Source organism: Hydrogenophaga sp. SL48, from assembly GCF_021729865.1.
Taxonomy (GTDB): Bacteria; Pseudomonadota; Gammaproteobacteria; order Burkholderiales; family Burkholderiaceae_C; genus Hydrogenophaga.
This window is the reverse complement of record NZ_CP063400.1, coordinates 2,710,033-2,728,088: the sequence shown is the minus strand read 5'-3', so window position 1 is coordinate 2,728,088 and position 18,056 is coordinate 2,710,033. Positions and strand designations below refer to the sequence as shown.

The window sequence follows — 18,056 nt, the reverse complement described above, 5'->3', positions numbered from 1 at the left end:
ACAAAAAAAATCAGGAGCACTTGGCCCTGATGTCGGCGGGAATCGGGATGGCCTTGATGCGGTCGGGATTGGCCGGATCGCGCATGCAGAACGCGCGGGTCTCTTCGCCCTCACAGATCAGCGTGTCGCCGCGCTGGACGATGTGCTTGTGGATCAGCACCTTCTCGCGCCATTCGGTGACGCTGGTGTGGATCTGCAGGCGCTCGCCGTAGGTGGCGGGGGTGAAGAATTTCGTGTGGATCTCCAGCAGCGGCGTGCCGATGATCCCCGTCGTCTTCTGCAGCTCGCGCCAGGGCGGCACGCCGCAGCGCACGAAGAAGTTGAGCGACGAGGCGTCCATCCACTTGCTGAAGTTCGGGAAGAAGACGATGCCGGCGGGATCGCAGTCGCCAAACATCACCTCGACTTCATAGACCACGGTTTTTGACATAAGAACAAAGATCGGAGCGAAATGTCTGAGCCAGGGCGCCGCGGAACCGGCTTTGCCGGGCCGCCAGCGCCGCCCCCTGGGGGGTGACGCCGCGCAGCGGCGGCGCGGGGGGGGTACCTGTTACCGCGGTGCCATTCTGAGAGCGCCGTCCAGGCGGATCACTTCGCCATTGAGGTGCCCGTTGCTCACGATGTGCGCGGCCAGCTGCGCGAACTCTTCGGGCTTGCCCAGGCGGTTGGGGAAGGGAATGCTCTTGGCCAGCGACTCCTGCACCGGCTCGGGCAGCTGCTTCATCAGCGGCGTGGCGAACAGGCCGGGGGCGATGGTGCAGACGCGGATGCCGTGTTGCGCGAGGTCGCGTGCCATGGGCAGCGTCATGCCGGCCACACCGGCCTTGGACGCGCTGTAGGCCTGCTGGCCCACCTGGCCGTCGAAGGCCGCCACGCTGGCGGTGAACACCATCACGCCGCGCTCGCCGTCGTCCATCGGGTCGAGCTTGGCGCAGGCGGCGGCGAACAGGCGGGCCGCGTTGTAGGTACCGATCAGGTTGACGTTGATCACCCGGGCGAAGTCTTCCAGCGGCGCGGCGTTGCCGTCCTTGCCGACCACGCGCTTGGCGCTGCCGATGCCGGCGATCTGCATCAGGATGCGCGCCGGGCCGTGCGCCGCTGCGGCGGCGTCGATGGCGGCCTGCATGCTCTCGGGGTCGGAGACGTTGCACGCGCAGGCCACGCCGCCAATGTCGGCCGCGACGCGCTGCGCGTTCTCCAGGTTCAGGTCCAGCACCGCGACCTTGGCGCCGAGGCGGGCCAGTTCGCGGGCGGTGGCCTCACCGAGGCCGGAACCGCCTCCGGTGACGAGGGCTGCGTGTCCTTGGATGTTCATCGTGATCTCCAGTTGAATGCGTCGAAGTGCGTGTCTTGGTCGGGAACACCGCGGAACCGGCTTTGCCGGGCCGCTGGTGTTGCCCCCCTTGGGGGGTGACGCCGAAGGCGGCGCGGGGGGTTATCTAGGCTTGAGGATGTAGCGCAGCTCATCCGCGTGCAGCTTGGCCACCGTGTCCGCGCGGTGCGACAGCACCGCGCGCTGGTTGATCGAGCCCTTGTCGGTGACCTCGCCGCGGTCGATGGTGGGCGGGTCGGCCAGCAGGCACAGGCGGGCGATGCGGTTGGCGCTGCCGGTGGCGTTGCGCGCCAGTTCGTCCACGATGGTCTGGAACTGCGCCAGCACCGCAGGGTGGTCCAGCACGTCATGCATCGAGGCGTCGGCCGGGAGGCCGGCGAGGGTGCGCACCGCCGGCGTGGGGAACACCATGGCGCCCACCTCCTTGAGGTTGATGCCGGTGAGCACCACGTCCTGGATGAAGGGCGCGCCGGCCGCGATGATCTTGCCGCGCAGCGGGCCCACGCTCACGAAGGTGCCGGTGGCGAGCTTGAAGTCTTCGGCGATGCGGCCGTCGAACTTCAGGCCCTGGTGCACATCGGTCTCGTCGATCCACTTCACCGCGTCGCCGGTCTTGAAGAAGCCTTCTTCGTCAAAGGCCTCGGCGGTGTCTTCGGGCTGGCGCCAGTAGCCGGGCGTGATGTTCGGGCCCTTGTAACGCACCTCGGTCTTGCCCTGCATGTCCACCAGCTTGAGTTCCATGCCGGGTGTGGGCAGGCCCAGGTCGCCGGCCATCACGTTGGGGTTGGTCACGAAGATGCCGAAGGGGCCGGACTCGGTCATGCCCAGGCCCGTGGCCATGACGATGCGCTCGCCGACCTCGCGCTCCTGGCTCTGAAACAGGCTGTCCCAGATCGGTTGCGCCAGCGCGGCACCGGCGTAGAAAAACATGTTGACCTTGGACAGCAGGGTCTTGCGCAACAGGTCGTCGGTCTGCATCGCGTTGGCGATGGCTTCGAAGCCGGTGGGCACGTTGAAGTACACCGTGGGCGCGATCTCGCGCAGGTTGCGCAGCGTCTCGCCCATCAGCGCGGGCGTGGGCTTGCCGTCGTCGATGTAGAGCGTGCCGCCGTGGTAGATCACCATGCCGAAGTTGTGGTTGCCGCCGAAGGTGTGGTTCCAGGGCAGCCAGTCGATCAGCACCAGCGGCTTCTCGGCGAGCACCGGCATGGACGTGGCCATCTGCTGCTGGTTGGCGCACCACAGGCGCTGCGTGTTGATCACGGCCTTGGGCATCTTGGTGGAGCCCGAGGTGAACAGGAACTTGGCGATCGTGTCCGGCCCCGTGGCGGCCATCGCTGCGTCCACGGCGGGCGTGGGTTCGGTGGCCATGAGCGCGGCAAACGAGGTGGTGTCGCGGCCCGGGACGGTGCCTTTGGTGGTGACCAGTTCGACGTCGTCGCCCAGCGTGGCGAGCATCGCGCGGCTGTAGCGCAGCGCGTCGCTGGCGAACACCAGGCCCGGGGTCAGGGTCTTCACCACGTGCTTGAGCTTGTCGAAGTCCTGGCTGATCAGCGAATAGGCCGGCGAGGTCGGGCAGTAGGCGATGCCCGCGTAGATGCAGCCCAGCGCCAGCAGCGCGTGCTCCAGGTCGTTTTCACTCAGGATCAGCACGGGCTTTTCGGCCGAGAGTCCCCGGTTGAGCAGGCCCTGGCCGATGCGCCGCGCGGCGTCGAGCGCCTGCGCAAACGTGATGTGCTGCCAGTCGCCGCTGCTGCCGTCGGCGTTCTTCACGCGGCGGGCGAACAGGGTCTGGTCGGGCCGCTCTTTGGCCCAGTGCACCAGCCGGTCGGTCAGACGCTCGGGGTAGGGGCCGAGCTCCTGGTCGGCGCGCAGGTAGTGCACACCGGTGTCACCGTCGCGCAAGGTGGCGCGGGTGACGCCGAATTTCAGGGGGCGGTACTTCGCTTCGCTCATGTCTTGTCTCCAGATGCTCTTGTCTCAGCGAGTCGGTGCAAATTGCTCCGGCGCGCACGTCTCAACCCAGGGATGCCGAGGAACCGGCTTTGCCGGGCCTCTGGCATCGCCCCCTTTCCAAGGGGGTGACGCCGAAGGCGGCGCGGGGGTTACTTCCTAACCTTTTCAGCCTTGCCTTGCAGGAAGGCCTGGACGCGTTCCTTGGCCTCCGGCGCGCTCTGCGCGATCGACGCCATCAGCGCTTCGGTGAACAGGCCGTGATCGGCCGGCTGCTCGGCGATGCGGGGCAGCGCGTGCATGAGCGCGAAGTTGGTCATGCGGGCGTTGGAGGCGATGCGCGTGGCCAGCTCGACGGCTTTCTCCAGCGCGGTGCCGGTGGGCACCAGGTACTGCGCCAGGCCGATGCGCTCACCGTCGGCGGCGTTGTAGACGCGGCCGGTCAGCATCATGTCGGTCATGCGCGCGGCGCCGATCAGCTTGGGCACGCGCACCGCGCCACCGCCGCCGACGAAGATGCCGCGCGTGCCTTCGGGCAGCGCGTAGAAGGTGGTCTCGTCGGCCACGCGGATGTGGCAGGCGCTGGCCAGCTCCAGGCCGCCGCCGACCACCGCGCCGTGCAGCGCAGCGACCACGGGCACGTTGCCCTTTTCCACACACTCCAGCGCCGCGTGCCACATGCGCGAGTGGAAGACGCCGTCTGACGCATCACGCTCGCTCAGTTCGGACAGGTCCAGGCCGGCGCAGAAGTGCTCGCCGGTGCCGTCCACCACCGCCGCGCGCACGCTCTGCGGCAGGTTCTGGAACGCGTCGCGGATGGCGAGGATCAAACCGTCGTTCAGCGCGTTGCGCTTGGCCGGGCGGTTGAGCGTGATCACGGCGACTTCGGCTTGTTCGCCGCGCAGGCTGACGGTCAGATCGGGGTGTGGGGTGTTCATGGTGTTTGGGGGTTTTGGAGCTTGTTGAGTGATGCGATTATTGTTATAAACAATAACCAAATCAAGAAAAACTCTGTTCTTCAACCCCCGTGTTTACCCCTAGTCCCAACCTTCATCAGGAGCCACCATGGACCACCAGAACCTGATTGCCATCGACATCCACACCCACGCGGAAGTGAGCTGCCGCAACCCCTTCGACAACTACGGCGAAGAGTACGACCGCGCCGCCGACAAGTACTTCGGCAGCAACCGCCGGCCCACCATCGCCGAGACCATCGCCTACTACCGCGAGAAGAAGATCGGCCTCGTGATGTTCACGGTGGACAGCGAGTCGCAACTGGGCCGCCGTCGCATCCCGAACGAAGAGATCGCGCAGGCCGCGCGCGAGAACAGCGACATGATGGTGGCCTTCGCCAGCATCGACCCGCACAAGGGCAAGATGGGCGCGCGCGAAGCCGAACGCCTGATCAAGGAAGAGGGCATCAAGGGCTTCAAGTTCCACCCCACGGTGCAGGGCTACCACCCCTACGACAAGATGGCCTGGCCGATCTACGAGGTGATCAACGCGCACAAGCTGCCCGCGATCTTCCACACCGGCCACAGCGGCATCGGATCGGGCATGCGCTGCGGTGGCGGCCTGCGGCTGGAGTACAGCAACCCCATGCACCTGGACGACGTGGCGATCGATTTCCCGGACATGCAGATCGTCATGGCCCACCCCAGCTTTCCGTGGCAGGACGAGGCGCTGTCGGTTGCCACGCACAAGCCCAACGTGTGGATCGACCTCTCGGGCTGGAGCCCGAAGTACTTCCCCAAGCAACTGGTGCAGTACGCCAACACCCTGCTCAAGGACCGCATCCTGTTCGGCAGCGACTACCCGCTGATCACGCCCGAGCGCTGGATGAAAGACTTCGAGGTCGCGGGTTTCAAACCCGAGGTGATGCCCGGCATTCTGAAAGGCAACGCGGTGCGCCTGCTGGGGCTGGACGCGGTGGCCTGATCCGGGCGGCCTGCTGCCGCTCGCTCGCTGCCCCGCTCAGGGGGCCTGCCGGCCCGCCAGGCCCAGGCCCTTGCACATCAGGCGGCGCAGGGTGCTGAGTTCGGCCGGTGTCAGGTGCGGCATGGCCTCTTCATCGGCGGCGCAAGCGTCCGGCTCGGCCGCCGCCAGCAAGTCCTCGCCCTCGGGCTGCAACCGCAGGCCCCAGGCGCGGCGGTCTAACGGATGGTCCTGCCGGCCGACCAGGCCGCGGCCTTCCAGTTCTCGGATGAGCCCCACCACATTCGACGATTGCAGGTCGAGCAGGCTGCACAGCTGGCTCGACGTGATGCCCGGCTGGCCGCGGATCAGCAACAGCACGGTGAAGGTCAGCGGACGCAGGCCGTGGCGCTGCATGCGGGCCTGGAACCGCTCGGTGATGGCCATCGAACTGCGGCGCACCACGTAGCCGAGAAAGTCCTCTGGGACGCGGATGGGGGAGGCCTCGACCGCTGGGCGGGGGCGGGTCTCGGATGGGGTCATGGCTCAGGATTCCGCCGTGAAGCCGATCTTGCGGATCAGGGGGCGCCAGGCCTCGACTTCGGACCGCTGCCAGCGCACCATCTCCTCGATGGAGGACCCGTGGGGGATCAACCCCACGGCCAGGATGCCGTCCTGCACCGCCTTGTCTTTGAGTGCCCCCGTGATGGCGGCGTTGGCCGCGGCGACCACGTCGGCCGGCGTGCGTGCCGGCGCATAGAAGCCGAACCACTCCTCGGTGGTCAGTTCGGGAAAGCCCTGCTCGGCGAAGGTCGGCACCTCGGGCACGAATGGCGAGCGCCTGGGCCCCGAGGTCCCCAGGATGCGCAGCTTGCCTGCCCGGTGGTTCTGCAGGAAGTCGCCGTGGGTGGTGACCATGGCCGCGATCTGGCCGCCGACCACGTCCACCACGCCGGGCACCGAGCCCCGGTAGGGCACGTGCCGCAGTTCGGTCCCGCTGTTGAGGCCCAGCAGGGCCCCGAGAAAGTGGGGCGTGGAGCCCGCACCCGGCGAACCGTAGTGGGCCTGCGCGGCGTTGCCCTTGCACCAGGCCAGAAAGTCCCGGACGGTTTTCACCGAGGCCGGCACCAGCGGGCCCACGGCCAGGCCATGGTGGGCGATGGCCGCGATCGACACCGGGGCAAAGTCCTTCGGGTCGTACGCGAGCCTGGGGTAGATGAAGGGGTAGTTGGCCATGGCCGAGACCGGCGCCATGGCCAGCACCGAGCCATCGGCGGGCGCGGTCTTGAGGGTTTCCAGTGCGATGCGCCCGCTGGCGCCGGGCTTGTTCTCGACCACGGCCGCATTGCGCGTGTAGGCGGTGCCCGCCAGCTTTTCACCCACGCGGCGCGCCACGCTGTCGCCCGAGCTGCCCGCAGGAAAGCCGTAAAGGATCCTGACCTGATCGATCCCCTGGGCCAGCACCCCCAGGGGCGCCAGCGACAGCGAGGTGGCGGAGGTGCCGATCAACTGGACAAAGTGGCGACGGGTGGGCATGCGGGTCTCCGGTGGGTGGACGTTGGGGCTCAGGGGGTGTTCAGCCGGGCGACCAGGCTGAGCCGGCCTTCGTGCAGGGCGTCCACCACGTCGGCCCGGTGCTTGAGCACGGCGCGCTGGTTGATGGAGCCTTTTTCGGTCAGTTCGCCGGTGTCGATCGAGAGCGGCGCGGTGAGCAGGTGGGCCAGCGCCAGCCGGTTGGCGCTGCCGGTGGACTGCGCGGCCAGGTCCTGCACCAGGGCCTGCATCCAGCGCTGCACCCGCGGGTCGGCGGCCACGGTGTCGAGCGGAACCGACTCGGGGTCCCCGGTGAGGCGGCGCAGGGCCGGCGCCGGAATGAGCAGCGCCCCCACCTCGTTGCGGTTCAGCCCCGTGATCACGGCGTCCTGCAGATAGGGCGCGGCGGCGCCCACGATGCGGGCCCGCAGCGGGCCGACGCTGACAAAGGTGCCGGTGGCCAGCTTGAAGTCTTCGGCCGTGCGGCCGTCGAAGCGCAGCCCCAGGTGGGGGTTGGACGGGTCGATCCAGGCCACGGCGTCGCCCGTGCGGAAAAAGCCTTGCCCGTCAAAGGCCGCCTCGGTCGCTTCGGCGTTGCGCCAGTAGCCGGGGGTGATGTTGGGGCCGCGGTAGCGGATCTCGGTCTTTTCCCCGACCGGTGCCAGCTTCACCTCCAGCCCGGCCGCGGGCAGGCCGACCTCACCCGCCCGGGTGTGGGGGCTGGTGACGAACAGGGCGAAGGGCGAGGACTCGGTCATGCCCAGCCCGGCCGTCATCACCACGCGTTCGCCCAGCGCGGCTTCGGCATGGCGGTGCAGCGCGTCCTGGATGGCCTGCGACAGCGCGGCGCCCGAGTACAGCTGGCAGCTGAGCCGGGCGTAGAAGTTGCGGCGGAGCTGCGGGTCGGTGTCCATGGCGCGGGCGATGGCCTCGTAGCCAATGGGCACATTGAAGTACCAGGTGGGCGCCACCTCGCGCAGGTTGCGCAGCGTTTCGCCCAGCAGCGTGGGGGTGGGCTTGCCTTCGTCGATGTAGAGCGTGCCGCCGTTGTACAGCGCCATGAAGAAGTTGTGGTTGCCGCCGGCCGTGTGGTTCCAGGGCATCCAGTCCACCAGCACGGGCGGCTCCTGGCCCAGGATCGGCATCGACTGCAGGATCTGCTGCTGGTTGGCGCACAGCATGCGCTGCGTGGTGATGACGGCCTTGGGCAGGTTGGTCGATCCGCTGGTGAACAGGAACTTGACGATGGTGTCGGGCCCGGTGGCGCGCATGGCCGCGTCCAGTGCCGGGGTCGGGGCCGTGGCCCGCAGTGCGCTCAGCGGCGTGCACCGGTGCGAGGCCAGCGCGTCAGCCCCGCCTTCGCTGAGCACCACCTCGGTGTCGGCCGGCACCGTCGCTTCGATGGCGGCGCGGTAGCGTGCGTCGGCGGCGTACACCAGCCCCGGCGTCAGGGTGTGCATGACGTGCCGCAGCTTTCCGTGGTCTTGGCTGACGAGCGAGTAGGCCGGCGAAATGGCGCTGAAGGGCACGCCGGCGTACATGGCGCCCAGGGCCAGGGTGGCGTGGTCCAGGCTGTTTTCGCTCAGGATCACCAGCGGGCGCTCGGCGCTCAGCCCCCTGTCCAGCAGGGCCTGGCCGATCTGGCGCGCGGCGGCCAGCGCGCCGCCGAAGCTCAGGTGCTGCCAGCGGCTGCGATCCGCCGGGTCGCGCTGGGCGTACAGCGGGGTGTCGGGCTGGCGCTCGGCCCAGGCATGCAGCCTGTCCGTCATGCGCGGAGGGAAGGCTTGCAGGTCCTGGTCGCAGCGGAGGTGGGTGTCGCTGCCCTCGTGGCGCACCACGGCTTGTGTGACCCCGAACGGGAAGTGGCGGTAACGCGCGGTGTGGGGAGCGGTCATGCGGTGGCTCCCCGTCAGACGGCTTGGACCTTGGGCCCGCTGCCGTCCAGAAAGGCCCGCACGCGCGCCTTTGCCTCGGGCGCCGACTGCACAATGGCCGCCAGCAAAGACTCGGTCAGGAGGCTGTGGTCGGCGGGCTGTTCGGCGATGCGGGGCAGGCCGTGCATCAGGGCGAAATTCGTCATGGGCGCGTTGCCGGTCACCGCCTGTGCGAGGGCCAGGGCCTTCGCCAGCGCCTCACCCTCGGGCACGTGGTACTGCGCAAAGCCCCGCTGCACCGCCTCGGCCGCCGGGTAGACGCGCCCGGTCAGCATCATGTCCAGCATGCGGTGGGTGCCGATCAGCCTGGGCAGCCGGACCGAGCCACCCCCGCCGACAAAGATGCCCCGGCTGCCCTCGGGCAGCGCGAAAAAGGCCGAGTCGTCGGCCACCCGGATGTGGCACGCGCTGGCCAGCTCCAGGCCGCCGCCGACCACCGCGCCGTGCAGCGCCGCGATCACCGGCACCCGCCCGAACTCGATCCCGTTCAGGATGGGGTGCCAGGAGCGCGAGTGGTGCAGGCCCTGCACCGCGTCGCGCTCGCGCAGTTCACTCAGGTCCAGGCCCGCACAGAAATGTGCGCCTTCGCCGTGCAGCACCACCGCGCGGGTGCGCTCGGGCAGTTCGCGGAAGGCCTGCCACAGCGCGGCCATCAGGCCGTCGCTCAGGGCATTGCGTTTGGCCGGGCGGCACAGGCGGATCAGGGCAACGGCGCCCTGGTGCTCGACCTGAACCTCGTCGAGTGCGGCGGCGGGGGCTGGCTGTGGGTTCATGGGATTCCGGGATAAACCTATGTGACATAGGAATATCGGGCAGACCCCGCGGCGCTGCCATGCGGACAAACCCGATGCCGCTGCACCGCGCCGCCCGCCGCCGGTTCACACCCGCGCCGGGCGATGGTCGGGTCAGCTCCCCCAGACTTCCCTGGCGGTTTCGACCACCAGCGCGAGCTTGCGGCGCTGGTCTTCCACCGCGATGTTGTTGCCGTGCACCGTGCTGGAGAAGCCGCACTGCGGGCTCAGGCAGAGCTGGTCCAGTGGCGCGTATTTCGCGGCCTCTTCGATGCGGCGCTTGAGCGCGTCCTTGCTCTCCAGCTGGCCGAACTTGGTGGTCACCAGGCCCAGCACCACCGTCTTGCCCGGCTTGAGGAAGCGCAGCGGCCGGAAGTCGCCCGAGCGGTCGTCGTCGTACTCCATGAAGTAGGCGTCCAGGTGCATCTCCGAGAGCAGTGCCTCGGCCACCGGCTCGTAGTTGCCGGCCGCCGCGTGGGTGCTCTTGAAGTTGCCGCGGCACAGGTGCATGGCCAGCGTCATGCCAGCCGGCTTGTGCGCCACCACCTTGTTGATGAAGCCGGCGTAGCGGTGTGGCAGCTCGTTGGGGTCGTCGCCGCGCTGGCGGGCGGCCTCGCGCATCTTCTCGTCGCAGAGGTAGGCCATGTTGGTGTCGTCCATCTGCACGTAGGTGCAGCCCGCGTCGGCCAGGCTCTGCAGCTCCTCGCCGTAGGCCCTGGCCACGTCGTCGTAGAACACCGGGTCCAGCTCGGGGTAGGCCTCCTTGCTGATGCCGGCGCGCCCACCGCGAAAGTGCAGCATGGTCGGCGAGGGGATGGTGACCTTGGGCACCACGGCGGGCAGGCCGAGCGCCTCGACCTGCGCCTTGAGGTACTGGAAGTCGGCAAGCTGGATGTTCTTGGCGTGGCGCACCTTGTCGATCACGCGGATCACGGGCGGCGCCAGCTCTTCACTGCCGTCGGGCCGGATGATGGTGACCGGGATGTCGGTCTTCACCCCGCCCAGCTGTTCCAGGAAGTCGATGTGGAAATAGGTGCGGCGGAACTCGCCGTCGGTGATGGACTGCAGGCCCACGTCGGCCTGGAATTTCACGATCTCGGTGATCGCCTTGTCTTCGACGGCGCGCAGCTGCTCGGCGGAGATGGACTTCTGGTTGAAGAACTGGTCGCGCGCTTCCAGCAGGTAGGCGGGGCGCAGGAAGCTGCCGACGTGGTCGGCGCGAAAGGGGGGTGTGGTGCGCAGGGTCATGGTGTCTCCGTGGGGGTGAATCGGTCCGACACGCATCGTAGTCAACACATCGCCGCTTGGGTTGGATACAGAGCATCATGGATTTCCCTGATACAGGGGTAATCCTGAGGGATTTTGGGGTGTTTCTGTATACATTGCGTATCCATGAACACCGTGCAAGACCGACCCCTTGATGCGCCCCCGGCCCCGGGTGCGACATCCGTCGAGAGCGCCCAGGTGCGCGCCTTGCTGTGCCTGCGCGAGCTCATCCTCTCGGGCGAGCTGGCCGGGGGCACGCGCATCGCCGAGCTGGCCATCGTCGAGCGGCTGGGCATGTCGCGCACCCCGATCCGCGCCGCGCTGGTGCGGCTGGAGCAGGAGGGTTTGCTCGAAGCCCTGCCCAACGGCGGTTTCGTGGTGCAGAGTTTCTCGGAGCGCGACGTGGCCGACGCCATCGAGCTGCGCGGCACGCTCGAAGGCCTGCTGGCACGGCTGGCCGCCGAGCGCGGCGCGCCGGCGGTGGTGCTGGCCGAGGCCCGCCAGTGCCTTGACCGCATCGACGCCCTGTTGACCGTGCCCAGCCTGGACGACGACGCGTTCTCGGCCTACGTGGCGCTCAACAGCCACTTCCATTCGCTGCTCTACGAGCTGGCCGACAGCCCGACCATCACGCGCCAGCTGGAACGCGCGGCCAGCCTGCCGTTCGCCTCGCCCTCGGGTTTCGTGCTGCTGCAGGCGCAGTCCACCCGCGCGCGCGACATGCTGGCGGTGGCGCAAGACCAGCACCGTCAGGTGCTGGATGCCATCGAGCAGCGCGAGGGCGCGCGCGCCGAATCCATCATGCGCGAACACTCGCGCCTGGCGCGTCGCAACCTGGTCGAGGTGCTCGCCGCCCACCCGGCCGAACCCCTGGCCGGCAACATGCCGGCGATCCGCATGATCCGGCGCCGGCGCTGAAAGCATTCATCCCCTTTTTCAACCCTAGGAGACACCATGAAATTCATTCCCCGTCGCACCGCCCTGGCCGCCATGGGTGCGGTCGCGGCCCTGGCCATGACCGGCACCGCGATGGCCCAGACGGTCACGCTGCGCCTGCACCAGATGCTGCCCGCGCAGGCCACCATTCCCGCCAAGGCGCTCGTGCCCTGGGCCCAGAAGGTCGAGGCCGAGTCGGGCGGCAAGATCAAGGTCCAGCTGTTCAACGCCATGCAGCTCGGCGGCACGCCGCCCCAGCTGTTTGACCAGGCCCGCGACGGTGTCGTGGACCTGACCTGGACGGTGCTGGGCTACACGCCCGGCCGCTTCAACAAGACCGAGGTGTTCGAGCTGCCCTTCATGAGCGGTTCGGCCGAGTCGTCTTCCAAAGCCATCCAGGAATACGTCGAGAAGTTCGCGGCCGACGAGTTCAAGGACGTGAAGCTGATCGCCGTGCACACCCACGGCCCGGGCCTGTTCCACACCAAGACGCCGGTGACCGGGCTGGAGAGCCTGCGCGGCATGAAGGTGCGCGGCGGCTCGCGCATCATCAGCAACATGCTGGTCAAACTGGGCGCCACCCCTGTGGGCATGCCGGTGCCAGCGGTGACCGACGCGCTGTCCAAGGGCACCATCGACGGCACCACGATTCCGTGGGAAGTGACGCCGTCGCTGAAGGTGACCGAGCTGGTGAAGAACCACACCACGTTCGCCGGCAAGCAGGGCCTCTACACCCAGACCTTCGCGTTCTCGATGAACAAGGCTTCTTACGACAAGCTGCCGCCCGACCTGAAGAAGGTGATCGACAACAACTCCGGCATCGCCACCGCCGCCATGTTCGGCAAGGCCATGGACGACGGCGACAAGGCGGGCCGCGCCATCGCCGAGAAGGCGGGCAACAACATCGTGGCGCTGGAGCTGGCCGAGACGCAGCGCTGGAGGCGCACGGCCGCGACGGTGGAAACCGACTGGATCAACGAGATGAAGGGCAAAGGCATCGACGGCGCCAAGCTGGTGTCTGAAGCCCGCTCGCTGATCGACAAGCACACGAAGTGAGGGAGTGAGGGCTCCGCGCCCCCCCGCACAGAAACCACCGCCCTCCGATGAGGGCGGTTTTTCTTGGAGCGTCGCCGATGGAGGTGCCGCGACCTCGGAGCGTCATCGCAGTTCGGCATTGAACCAAATGGTTCATGCCGGGTTGCGATAACTGAAAGTCGCCGCATCCGCTGGTCAATGCCTCGAAATCGCTGCACAGTCGGGGTCCAGCGCCAGCCATGGGTGGTGGTAACCAAGGGATTCCGATAGGGTAAATGCATTTACCCATGTTAAATTCTGCACTATAGTTCTTCTCCCGGATCGGCTGACGCTGTCCGTGGGAGGAAAATCGAAGCGGCTGGGCTGCCCACGTGGCGGCGCTTTCGCTTCTGTCTGTGGTTCTTTCTGGCGCGTGGGGTCTGGTGGGTTCGTCGCCACCGCTCCGGCGCGCCTTCGCTCATCGAGGTGATCCATTGAAACTCTTGTCCACTCTGGCGAAAGCCTGTGCCCTGCTGGCGGGTGTCCTGCTCACGCTCATCACGCTGGTGACCTGCGGCAGCCTGATCGGTCGCAACACCGTGGGCGTCTCGCTCGTGGGTGATTACGAACTCACCGCCGTCACCGCGGGTGCGGCCGTCGCGCTGTTCCTTCCGTGGGCCCAGCTGCGCCGCGGCAACATCATCGTGGACTTCTTCACCTCCAAGGTGCCTGAAGCCATCAACGCCCGGCTCGACCGCTTCGGCAGCCTGGCGCTCGGCCTGATCATGTTCCTGCTGGCCTGGCGCACCACGGTGGGCGCCCTCAGCTCCTACCGGTCCGAGACCACCACCATGATGCTCGGCTTCCCCGAGTGGATCGCGTACGTGGCGATGATCCCGCCGCTGTTCCTGACGGGCCTGATCGCCTTCTATCAGGCGTTCATTGGCAATTTCCAGGAGCAAGATCAATGAGTTCCCTGTCCATGGCGGGCGCCATCTTCGGCGTCATGCTGGTCCTGATGGCGCTGCGCGTGCCGATCGCGATCTCGATGTTTTCGGCCGGCGTGTTCGGCTACATCACCCAGGTCGGCTGGCTGCCGTTCTCGAACAACCTCAACGGTCTGGCCTTCGCGCGTTTCGCGAGCTACGACCTCTCGGTGATCCCGCTCTTCATCCTGATGGGCAACTTCGCCACGCAGGGGGGCATCTCCAAGTCGTTGTTCGAGCTGGCCGCCACCATCATGGCGCGCTTCAAGGGTGGCCTGGCCATGGCGGCCGTGATGGCCAGCGCGGCCTTCGGTGCCATCTGCGGCTCGTCCATCGCCACCGCGGCCACCATCACCTCGGTGGCCCTGCCCGAGATGAAGCGCCACGGCTATTCCGGTCGCCTGTCCACCGGCACGCTGGCCGCCGGCGGCACGCTGGGCATCCTGATCCCGCCCTCGGTGCCGCTGGTGATCTACGCCATCCTGACCGAGCAGAACATCGCCAAGCTGTTCGCCGCCGCCATGATTCCCGGCGTGATCGCCATGACGGGTTACATCATCGCCATCGCGATCTACGTGCGCGTGGTGCCCGGCCAGGCGCCCGAGCACGACGAAGAGAACATGCCCCGCCTGACCGCCAAGCTGCTGATGGGGGTGATGCCGATCGCGGTGGTCTTCCTGATCGTGTTCGGTGGCATCTACGGCGGCCTGTTCACCCCCACCGAAGGGGCGGGCGTGGGCGCGGCCTGCACCTTCGTGGCCGCGCTGCTCAAGCGCGAGCTGACCTGGGCCAAGGTCAAGAAGTGTTTCTATGCGACGGCCGAGGCCAGCGCCATGATCTTTATGATCTTCATCGGCGCCGACCTGATGAACTCGGCGCTGGCGCTGACGCAGGTGCCCGCGATGCTGGCCGAGGTGGTCAATGGCTGGGGCCTGTCGCCGTTGATGGTGGTCACCGCCATCCTGCTGTTCTATGTGGTGCTGGGCGCGGTGATGGACGAGCTGTCCATGATCCTGCTGACCATCCCGATCTTCTTCCCGATGATCATGGCCATGGACTTCGGCATGTCGCAGGAACTGACCGCGATCTGGTTCGGCATCATGGTGCTGATGACGGTGGGTTTCGGCCTGCTGGCGCCGCCGGTGGGGCTCAACGTGTATGTCGTGAACGGCATGGCCAAGGACGTGCCGATCAGCGAGAGCTACAAGGGCGTGATGCCCTTCCTGATCAGCGACGTCTTCCGCACCACGCTGCTGCTGCTGTTTCCGTCGATCTCGCTCTGGCTGGTGCAGTTCGTCGGCTAGGTTTCCCCCCAACACACTGGAGACAACACCATGACCCACCGTTTCTTTGCCCGCCGCCGCAGCGTGGTGCTGTCGGCCCTCTCCGCCGTGGCGGTGTTCGCCGCGCCCTTGGCGATGGCGCAGGCCTTCCCGAGCAAGCCGCTGCGCATCGTCGTGCCCTTCGCGGCCGGCGGCGCGGGCGACCTCACGGCGCGCATCGTGGCGGCCGAGCTGACCCTGTCGCTGGGCCAGCCGGTGGTGATCGAGAACAAGCCCGGTGCCGGCGGCGTGGTGGCGGCCAGCACGGTGGCACGGGCCGATCCCGACGGCCACACGATGTTCCTGATGTCCAACGGCACGGCCGTCACGGCCAGCCTGTACAACAGCCTGCCCTACGACACGCTCAAGGACCTGGCCCCCGTCTCCACGCTGGGCACCTTCGACCTGGCCGTGCTGGTGCCGGCCGATTCGCCGTTCAAGACCCTGGGCGAGCTGGTCGCGTTCGCCAAGGCCAACCCCAACAAGCTCAACGTCGGCAGCATCAACATCGGCAGCACGCAGAACCTGGCGGCCGAACTGTTCAAGTCCAGCGCCGACATCGACGTGCAGATCGTGCCGTTCAAGGCGACGCCGGAGCTGGTCGGTGCGTTGCGCGGCAAGCAGGTTGACGTGGGTGTCGAGATCCTCGGCCCCGCGCTGACGCAGATCAAGGCCGGTGCCTTCCGCGCCCTGGCCGTGACCGGCAAGAAGCGTTCGAGCGTGTTGCCCGACGTGCCCACGGCCGTGGAGGCGGGTGTCAAGGGCTTCCAGGCCTCGTCGTGGAACGCGCTCGCCGTGCCCGGCAAGACGCCGCGCCCCATCATCGACCGCCTGAACAAGGACATCGTCGCCGCGCTGTCCAAGCCCGAGGTGAAGAAGAAGCTGGCCGACCTGAACATCGACGCCGACATGAGCACGCCCGATGAAGCGGCTCAGTTGCTGGCCTCTGACATCCAGCGCTGGGGCAGCGTCATTCAGCGTGCCGGCATACCGAAGCAGTGACCCGATCCATGGACAGCTTGCGCATCGGACTGATCGGCTACGGCGAGGTCGGTCGCACCTTTTCTGCGGGGCTGAAGCCCGGCGCGGTCTGGACCGGGGCCTGGGACCTGAAGTTCGACGATCCGGCGCAGCGTGACGAGCCGCTGGCCCACGCTGCTGCGCAGGGCATCGAGGCCTGCGACGGCGTGGCCAGCCTGTGCGCGCAGGCCACGCTGCTGATCTCGGCCGTGACCGCCTCGAACACGCTGGCGGTGGCCGAAGCGGTCGCGCCGCACATCCGGCCGGGCAGCGTGTTCCTGGACCTGAATTCCGCCTCGCCCGGCACCAAGCAGAAGGCCGCCGCGCTGATCGACGCCACAGGCGCTCATTACGTGGAAGCGGGTGTCATGACCTCGGTGCCGCCCTACGGCATCCGCGTGCCCATGCTGCTGGGCGGCGCGCACGCCGCGCGCCTGCAGCCGGTGCTGGCCGCGCTGGGCATGGACGCGACGGTGGCCAGTGAAAAGCTGGGCATCGCCTCGGCCACCAAGATGTGCCGCAGCGTGATGATCAAAGGCCTCGAAGCGCTGGTGATCGAGAGCTACACCACCGCACGCCACCACGGCGTGGAAGACGCGATGATCGCCACGCTGCAGGAAACCTTCCCCAGCATCGACTGGCACAAGCAGGGCAGCTATTTCTTCAGCCGCGTGGCGCAACACGGAAAACGCCGCGCCGAAGAAATGCGCGAGGTCGCCCACACCGTGCGCGAGGCCGGCTTCGAACCCTTCATGGCCGCGGCCATCGCGCAGAAACACGACTGGATGGCCACGCAGGCCCGCGCCGGCCGGTTCGCCGACCTGGGCCCGAACCCGCCGTGGCAGGCCTTCGCCGACCGCCTGCTGGCCGCGCGCGAACCCGCCGCCAACGACGACCGGATCACGTAGCCCGCGTGTTGCCGTCGCGCGGGGCATTGCCCACCTGACCCCCACCCATGCTCGACATCCTGGCCATCACCGGCCCGATCTACCTCTGCATCGCCCTCGGTTTTGCGGTGACCCGCTGGGGCCTGTTTGCCAAGGCCGACATGCGTGTGTTCGGCAAGTTCGTGATCAACATCGCGCTGCCCGCTCTGCTGTTCAATGCGCTGTCGCAGCGCAGCGTGGGCGAGATCTTCAACGGCCGGTATCTGCTGGCCTATGCGCTGGGCAGCGGCCTGGTGCTGGCGGCGGCCTTTCTGTGGTCCCGCTTTGTCGCGAAGCGCTCGATGAGCCTGTCCAGCGTGATGGCCATGGGCATGTCCTGCCCCAACAGCGGTTACGTGGGCTACCCGATCCTGATGCTCACCCTGGGTGCGTCGGTGGCCGGCGTGAGCCTGGCGCTGAACATGGTGGTCGAGAACCTGCTGATCATCCCGGTGTTGCTGGCGCTGGCCGACATGGACCGGCACGAGGCCGGCCAGTGGCAGCGGGCCGTGCTCCAGACCCTCCAGGGCCTGCTGCGCAACCCGCTGATCATCGCCATCCTGGCCGGCATGCTGGTGTCGGTGCTGGGGCTGCACATCCCGTCGCCGCTGTCGCGCACCGTCACCCTGTTTGCGCAGGCCAGCAGCGCGCTCTCGCTGTTCGTGATCGGCGGCAGCCTCGTGGGCCAGCCCCTGAAGGGCCTGCGTCGCACGGTGGCGCAGATCGGCCTGGGCAAGCTGGTGCTGCACCCGCTGTGCATGCTGCTGGTGCTGACCTGGCTGGTGCCGCTGGACGACCCGCAATTACGCGTGGCCCTGTTGCTCACCTGCGCCATGCCCACCATGGGCATCTACACCATCCTGTCCCAGCGCCACGGCCACGAAGGCCTGGCCTCGGCCGCGCTGCTGGTGATCACGCTGTCGTCGTTCTTCACGCTGAGCGCCTTGCTCTGGCTGCTGCGCCACGGGGTGGGCTGGCTCGCCTGAACAAGCATGGCCCACGACGCCGGAGCGCTGCCCTCATGCATGAGCCGGTGCAGCCCAGGGCACCGCCGGGCCGGCTCTGCCGGACGGCCAGTGCGCCTTGCAGGCCGCAGCCTCGCCAGAGGCGAGGCTTCTTCGGGCCGTC

Annotated in this window: 17 protein-coding genes; 8 read left to right on the top strand and 9 right to left on the bottom strand. The window is 67.8% G+C overall.

What is annotated here, in order from left to right; translation table 11 throughout:
- Positions 1-10: 10 nt before the first annotated feature.
- From IM738_RS12880 to IM738_RS12865, 4 genes are all read right to left on the bottom strand, one after another.
- On the bottom strand, positions 11-430 hold the full coding sequence (locus IM738_RS12880; RefSeq protein WP_236961143.1) for an acyl-CoA thioesterase: 420 nt from the start codon (positions 428-430) through the stop codon (positions 11-13).
- Positions 431-550: 120 nt separating this feature from the next.
- Complete coding sequence (locus IM738_RS12875) at positions 551-1,315, bottom strand: SDR family NAD(P)-dependent oxidoreductase (RefSeq protein ID WP_236961142.1); 765 nt, start codon at positions 1,313-1,315, stop codon at positions 551-553.
- A 120-nt stretch (positions 1,316-1,435) separates the two neighbouring features.
- Positions 1,436-3,289: a feruloyl-CoA synthase gene (locus IM738_RS12870; protein ID WP_236961141.1), complete on the bottom strand. Its 1,854-nt coding sequence runs from the start codon at positions 3,287-3,289 to the stop codon at positions 1,436-1,438.
- A gap of 149 nt (positions 3,290-3,438) precedes the next feature.
- Entirely contained in the window at positions 3,439-4,224 is a 786-nt protein-coding gene (locus IM738_RS12865) for a crotonase/enoyl-CoA hydratase family protein (RefSeq protein WP_236961140.1), read from the bottom strand.
- A 127-nt stretch (positions 4,225-4,351) separates the two neighbouring features.
- On the opposite strand from IM738_RS12865, the gene IM738_RS12860 reads away from it, so the two are divergent.
- Complete coding sequence (locus tag IM738_RS12860; RefSeq protein WP_236961139.1) at positions 4,352-5,224, top strand: amidohydrolase family protein; 873 nt, start codon at positions 4,352-4,354, stop codon at positions 5,222-5,224.
- A 36-nt stretch (positions 5,225-5,260) separates the two neighbouring features.
- Here IM738_RS12860 and IM738_RS12855 read toward each other — a convergent pair whose 3' ends face one another.
- From IM738_RS12855 to IM738_RS12835, 5 genes are all read right to left on the bottom strand, one after another.
- The gene (locus IM738_RS12855) at positions 5,261-5,743 is read right to left on the bottom strand and encodes a MarR family winged helix-turn-helix transcriptional regulator (protein ID WP_236961138.1); all 483 of its coding nucleotides are present in this window, start codon (positions 5,741-5,743) and stop codon (positions 5,261-5,263) included.
- Between the two features lie 3 nt (positions 5,744-5,746).
- Complete coding sequence (locus tag IM738_RS12850) at positions 5,747-6,736, bottom strand: tripartite tricarboxylate transporter substrate-binding protein (RefSeq protein ID WP_236961137.1); 990 nt, start codon at positions 6,734-6,736, stop codon at positions 5,747-5,749.
- 29 nt (positions 6,737-6,765) lie between these two features.
- The gene (locus tag IM738_RS12845) at positions 6,766-8,628 is read right to left on the bottom strand and encodes a feruloyl-CoA synthase (RefSeq protein WP_236961136.1); all 1,863 of its coding nucleotides are present in this window, start codon (positions 8,626-8,628) and stop codon (positions 6,766-6,768) included.
- Positions 8,629-8,642: 14 nt separating this feature from the next.
- Positions 8,643-9,440, bottom strand: coding sequence for a crotonase/enoyl-CoA hydratase family protein (locus IM738_RS12840; protein WP_236961135.1), 798 nt, complete (start codon positions 9,438-9,440; stop codon positions 8,643-8,645).
- Between the two features lie 132 nt (positions 9,441-9,572).
- Positions 9,573-10,706 (bottom strand): 5-methyltetrahydropteroyltriglutamate--homocysteine S-methyltransferase, encoded by a 1,134-nt coding sequence (locus tag IM738_RS12835; protein ID WP_236961134.1) that lies wholly within the window; start codon positions 10,704-10,706, stop codon positions 9,573-9,575.
- Between the two features lie 144 nt (positions 10,707-10,850).
- Between IM738_RS12835 and IM738_RS12830 the strand changes: the two genes are divergently transcribed.
- From IM738_RS12830 to IM738_RS12800, 7 genes are all read left to right on the top strand, one after another.
- On the top strand, positions 10,851-11,642 hold the full coding sequence (locus tag IM738_RS12830) for a GntR family transcriptional regulator (protein ID WP_236966243.1): 792 nt from the start codon (positions 10,851-10,853) through the stop codon (positions 11,640-11,642).
- A gap of 36 nt (positions 11,643-11,678) precedes the next feature.
- Positions 11,679-12,716, top strand: coding sequence for a TRAP transporter substrate-binding protein (locus IM738_RS12825; protein WP_236966242.1), 1,038 nt, complete (start codon positions 11,679-11,681; stop codon positions 12,714-12,716).
- 452 nt (positions 12,717-13,168) lie between these two features.
- On the top strand, positions 13,169-13,645 hold the full coding sequence (locus IM738_RS12820; RefSeq protein WP_236966241.1) for a TRAP transporter small permease: 477 nt from the start codon (positions 13,169-13,171) through the stop codon (positions 13,643-13,645).
- Positions 13,642-14,964 carry a TRAP transporter large permease gene (locus IM738_RS12815; protein ID WP_236966240.1) on the top strand — a complete coding sequence of 441 codons (1,323 nt, stop codon included), beginning with the start codon at positions 13,642-13,644 and terminating at the stop codon, positions 14,962-14,964. Before IM738_RS12820 ends, IM738_RS12815 begins: the two co-directional genes overlap by 4 nt.
- A gap of 30 nt (positions 14,965-14,994) precedes the next feature.
- Positions 14,995-15,984, top strand: coding sequence for a Bug family tripartite tricarboxylate transporter substrate binding protein (locus IM738_RS12810; RefSeq protein WP_236966239.1), 990 nt, complete (start codon positions 14,995-14,997; stop codon positions 15,982-15,984).
- 8 nt (positions 15,985-15,992) lie between these two features.
- Entirely contained in the window at positions 15,993-16,910 is a 918-nt protein-coding gene (locus tag IM738_RS12805; RefSeq protein ID WP_236966238.1) for an NAD(P)-dependent oxidoreductase, read from the top strand.
- A gap of 47 nt (positions 16,911-16,957) precedes the next feature.
- A complete protein-coding gene (locus IM738_RS12800) occupies positions 16,958-17,914 on the top strand; it encodes an AEC family transporter (protein WP_236966237.1) in 957 nt (318 codons plus the stop codon).
- Positions 17,915-18,056 lie beyond the last annotated feature (142 nt).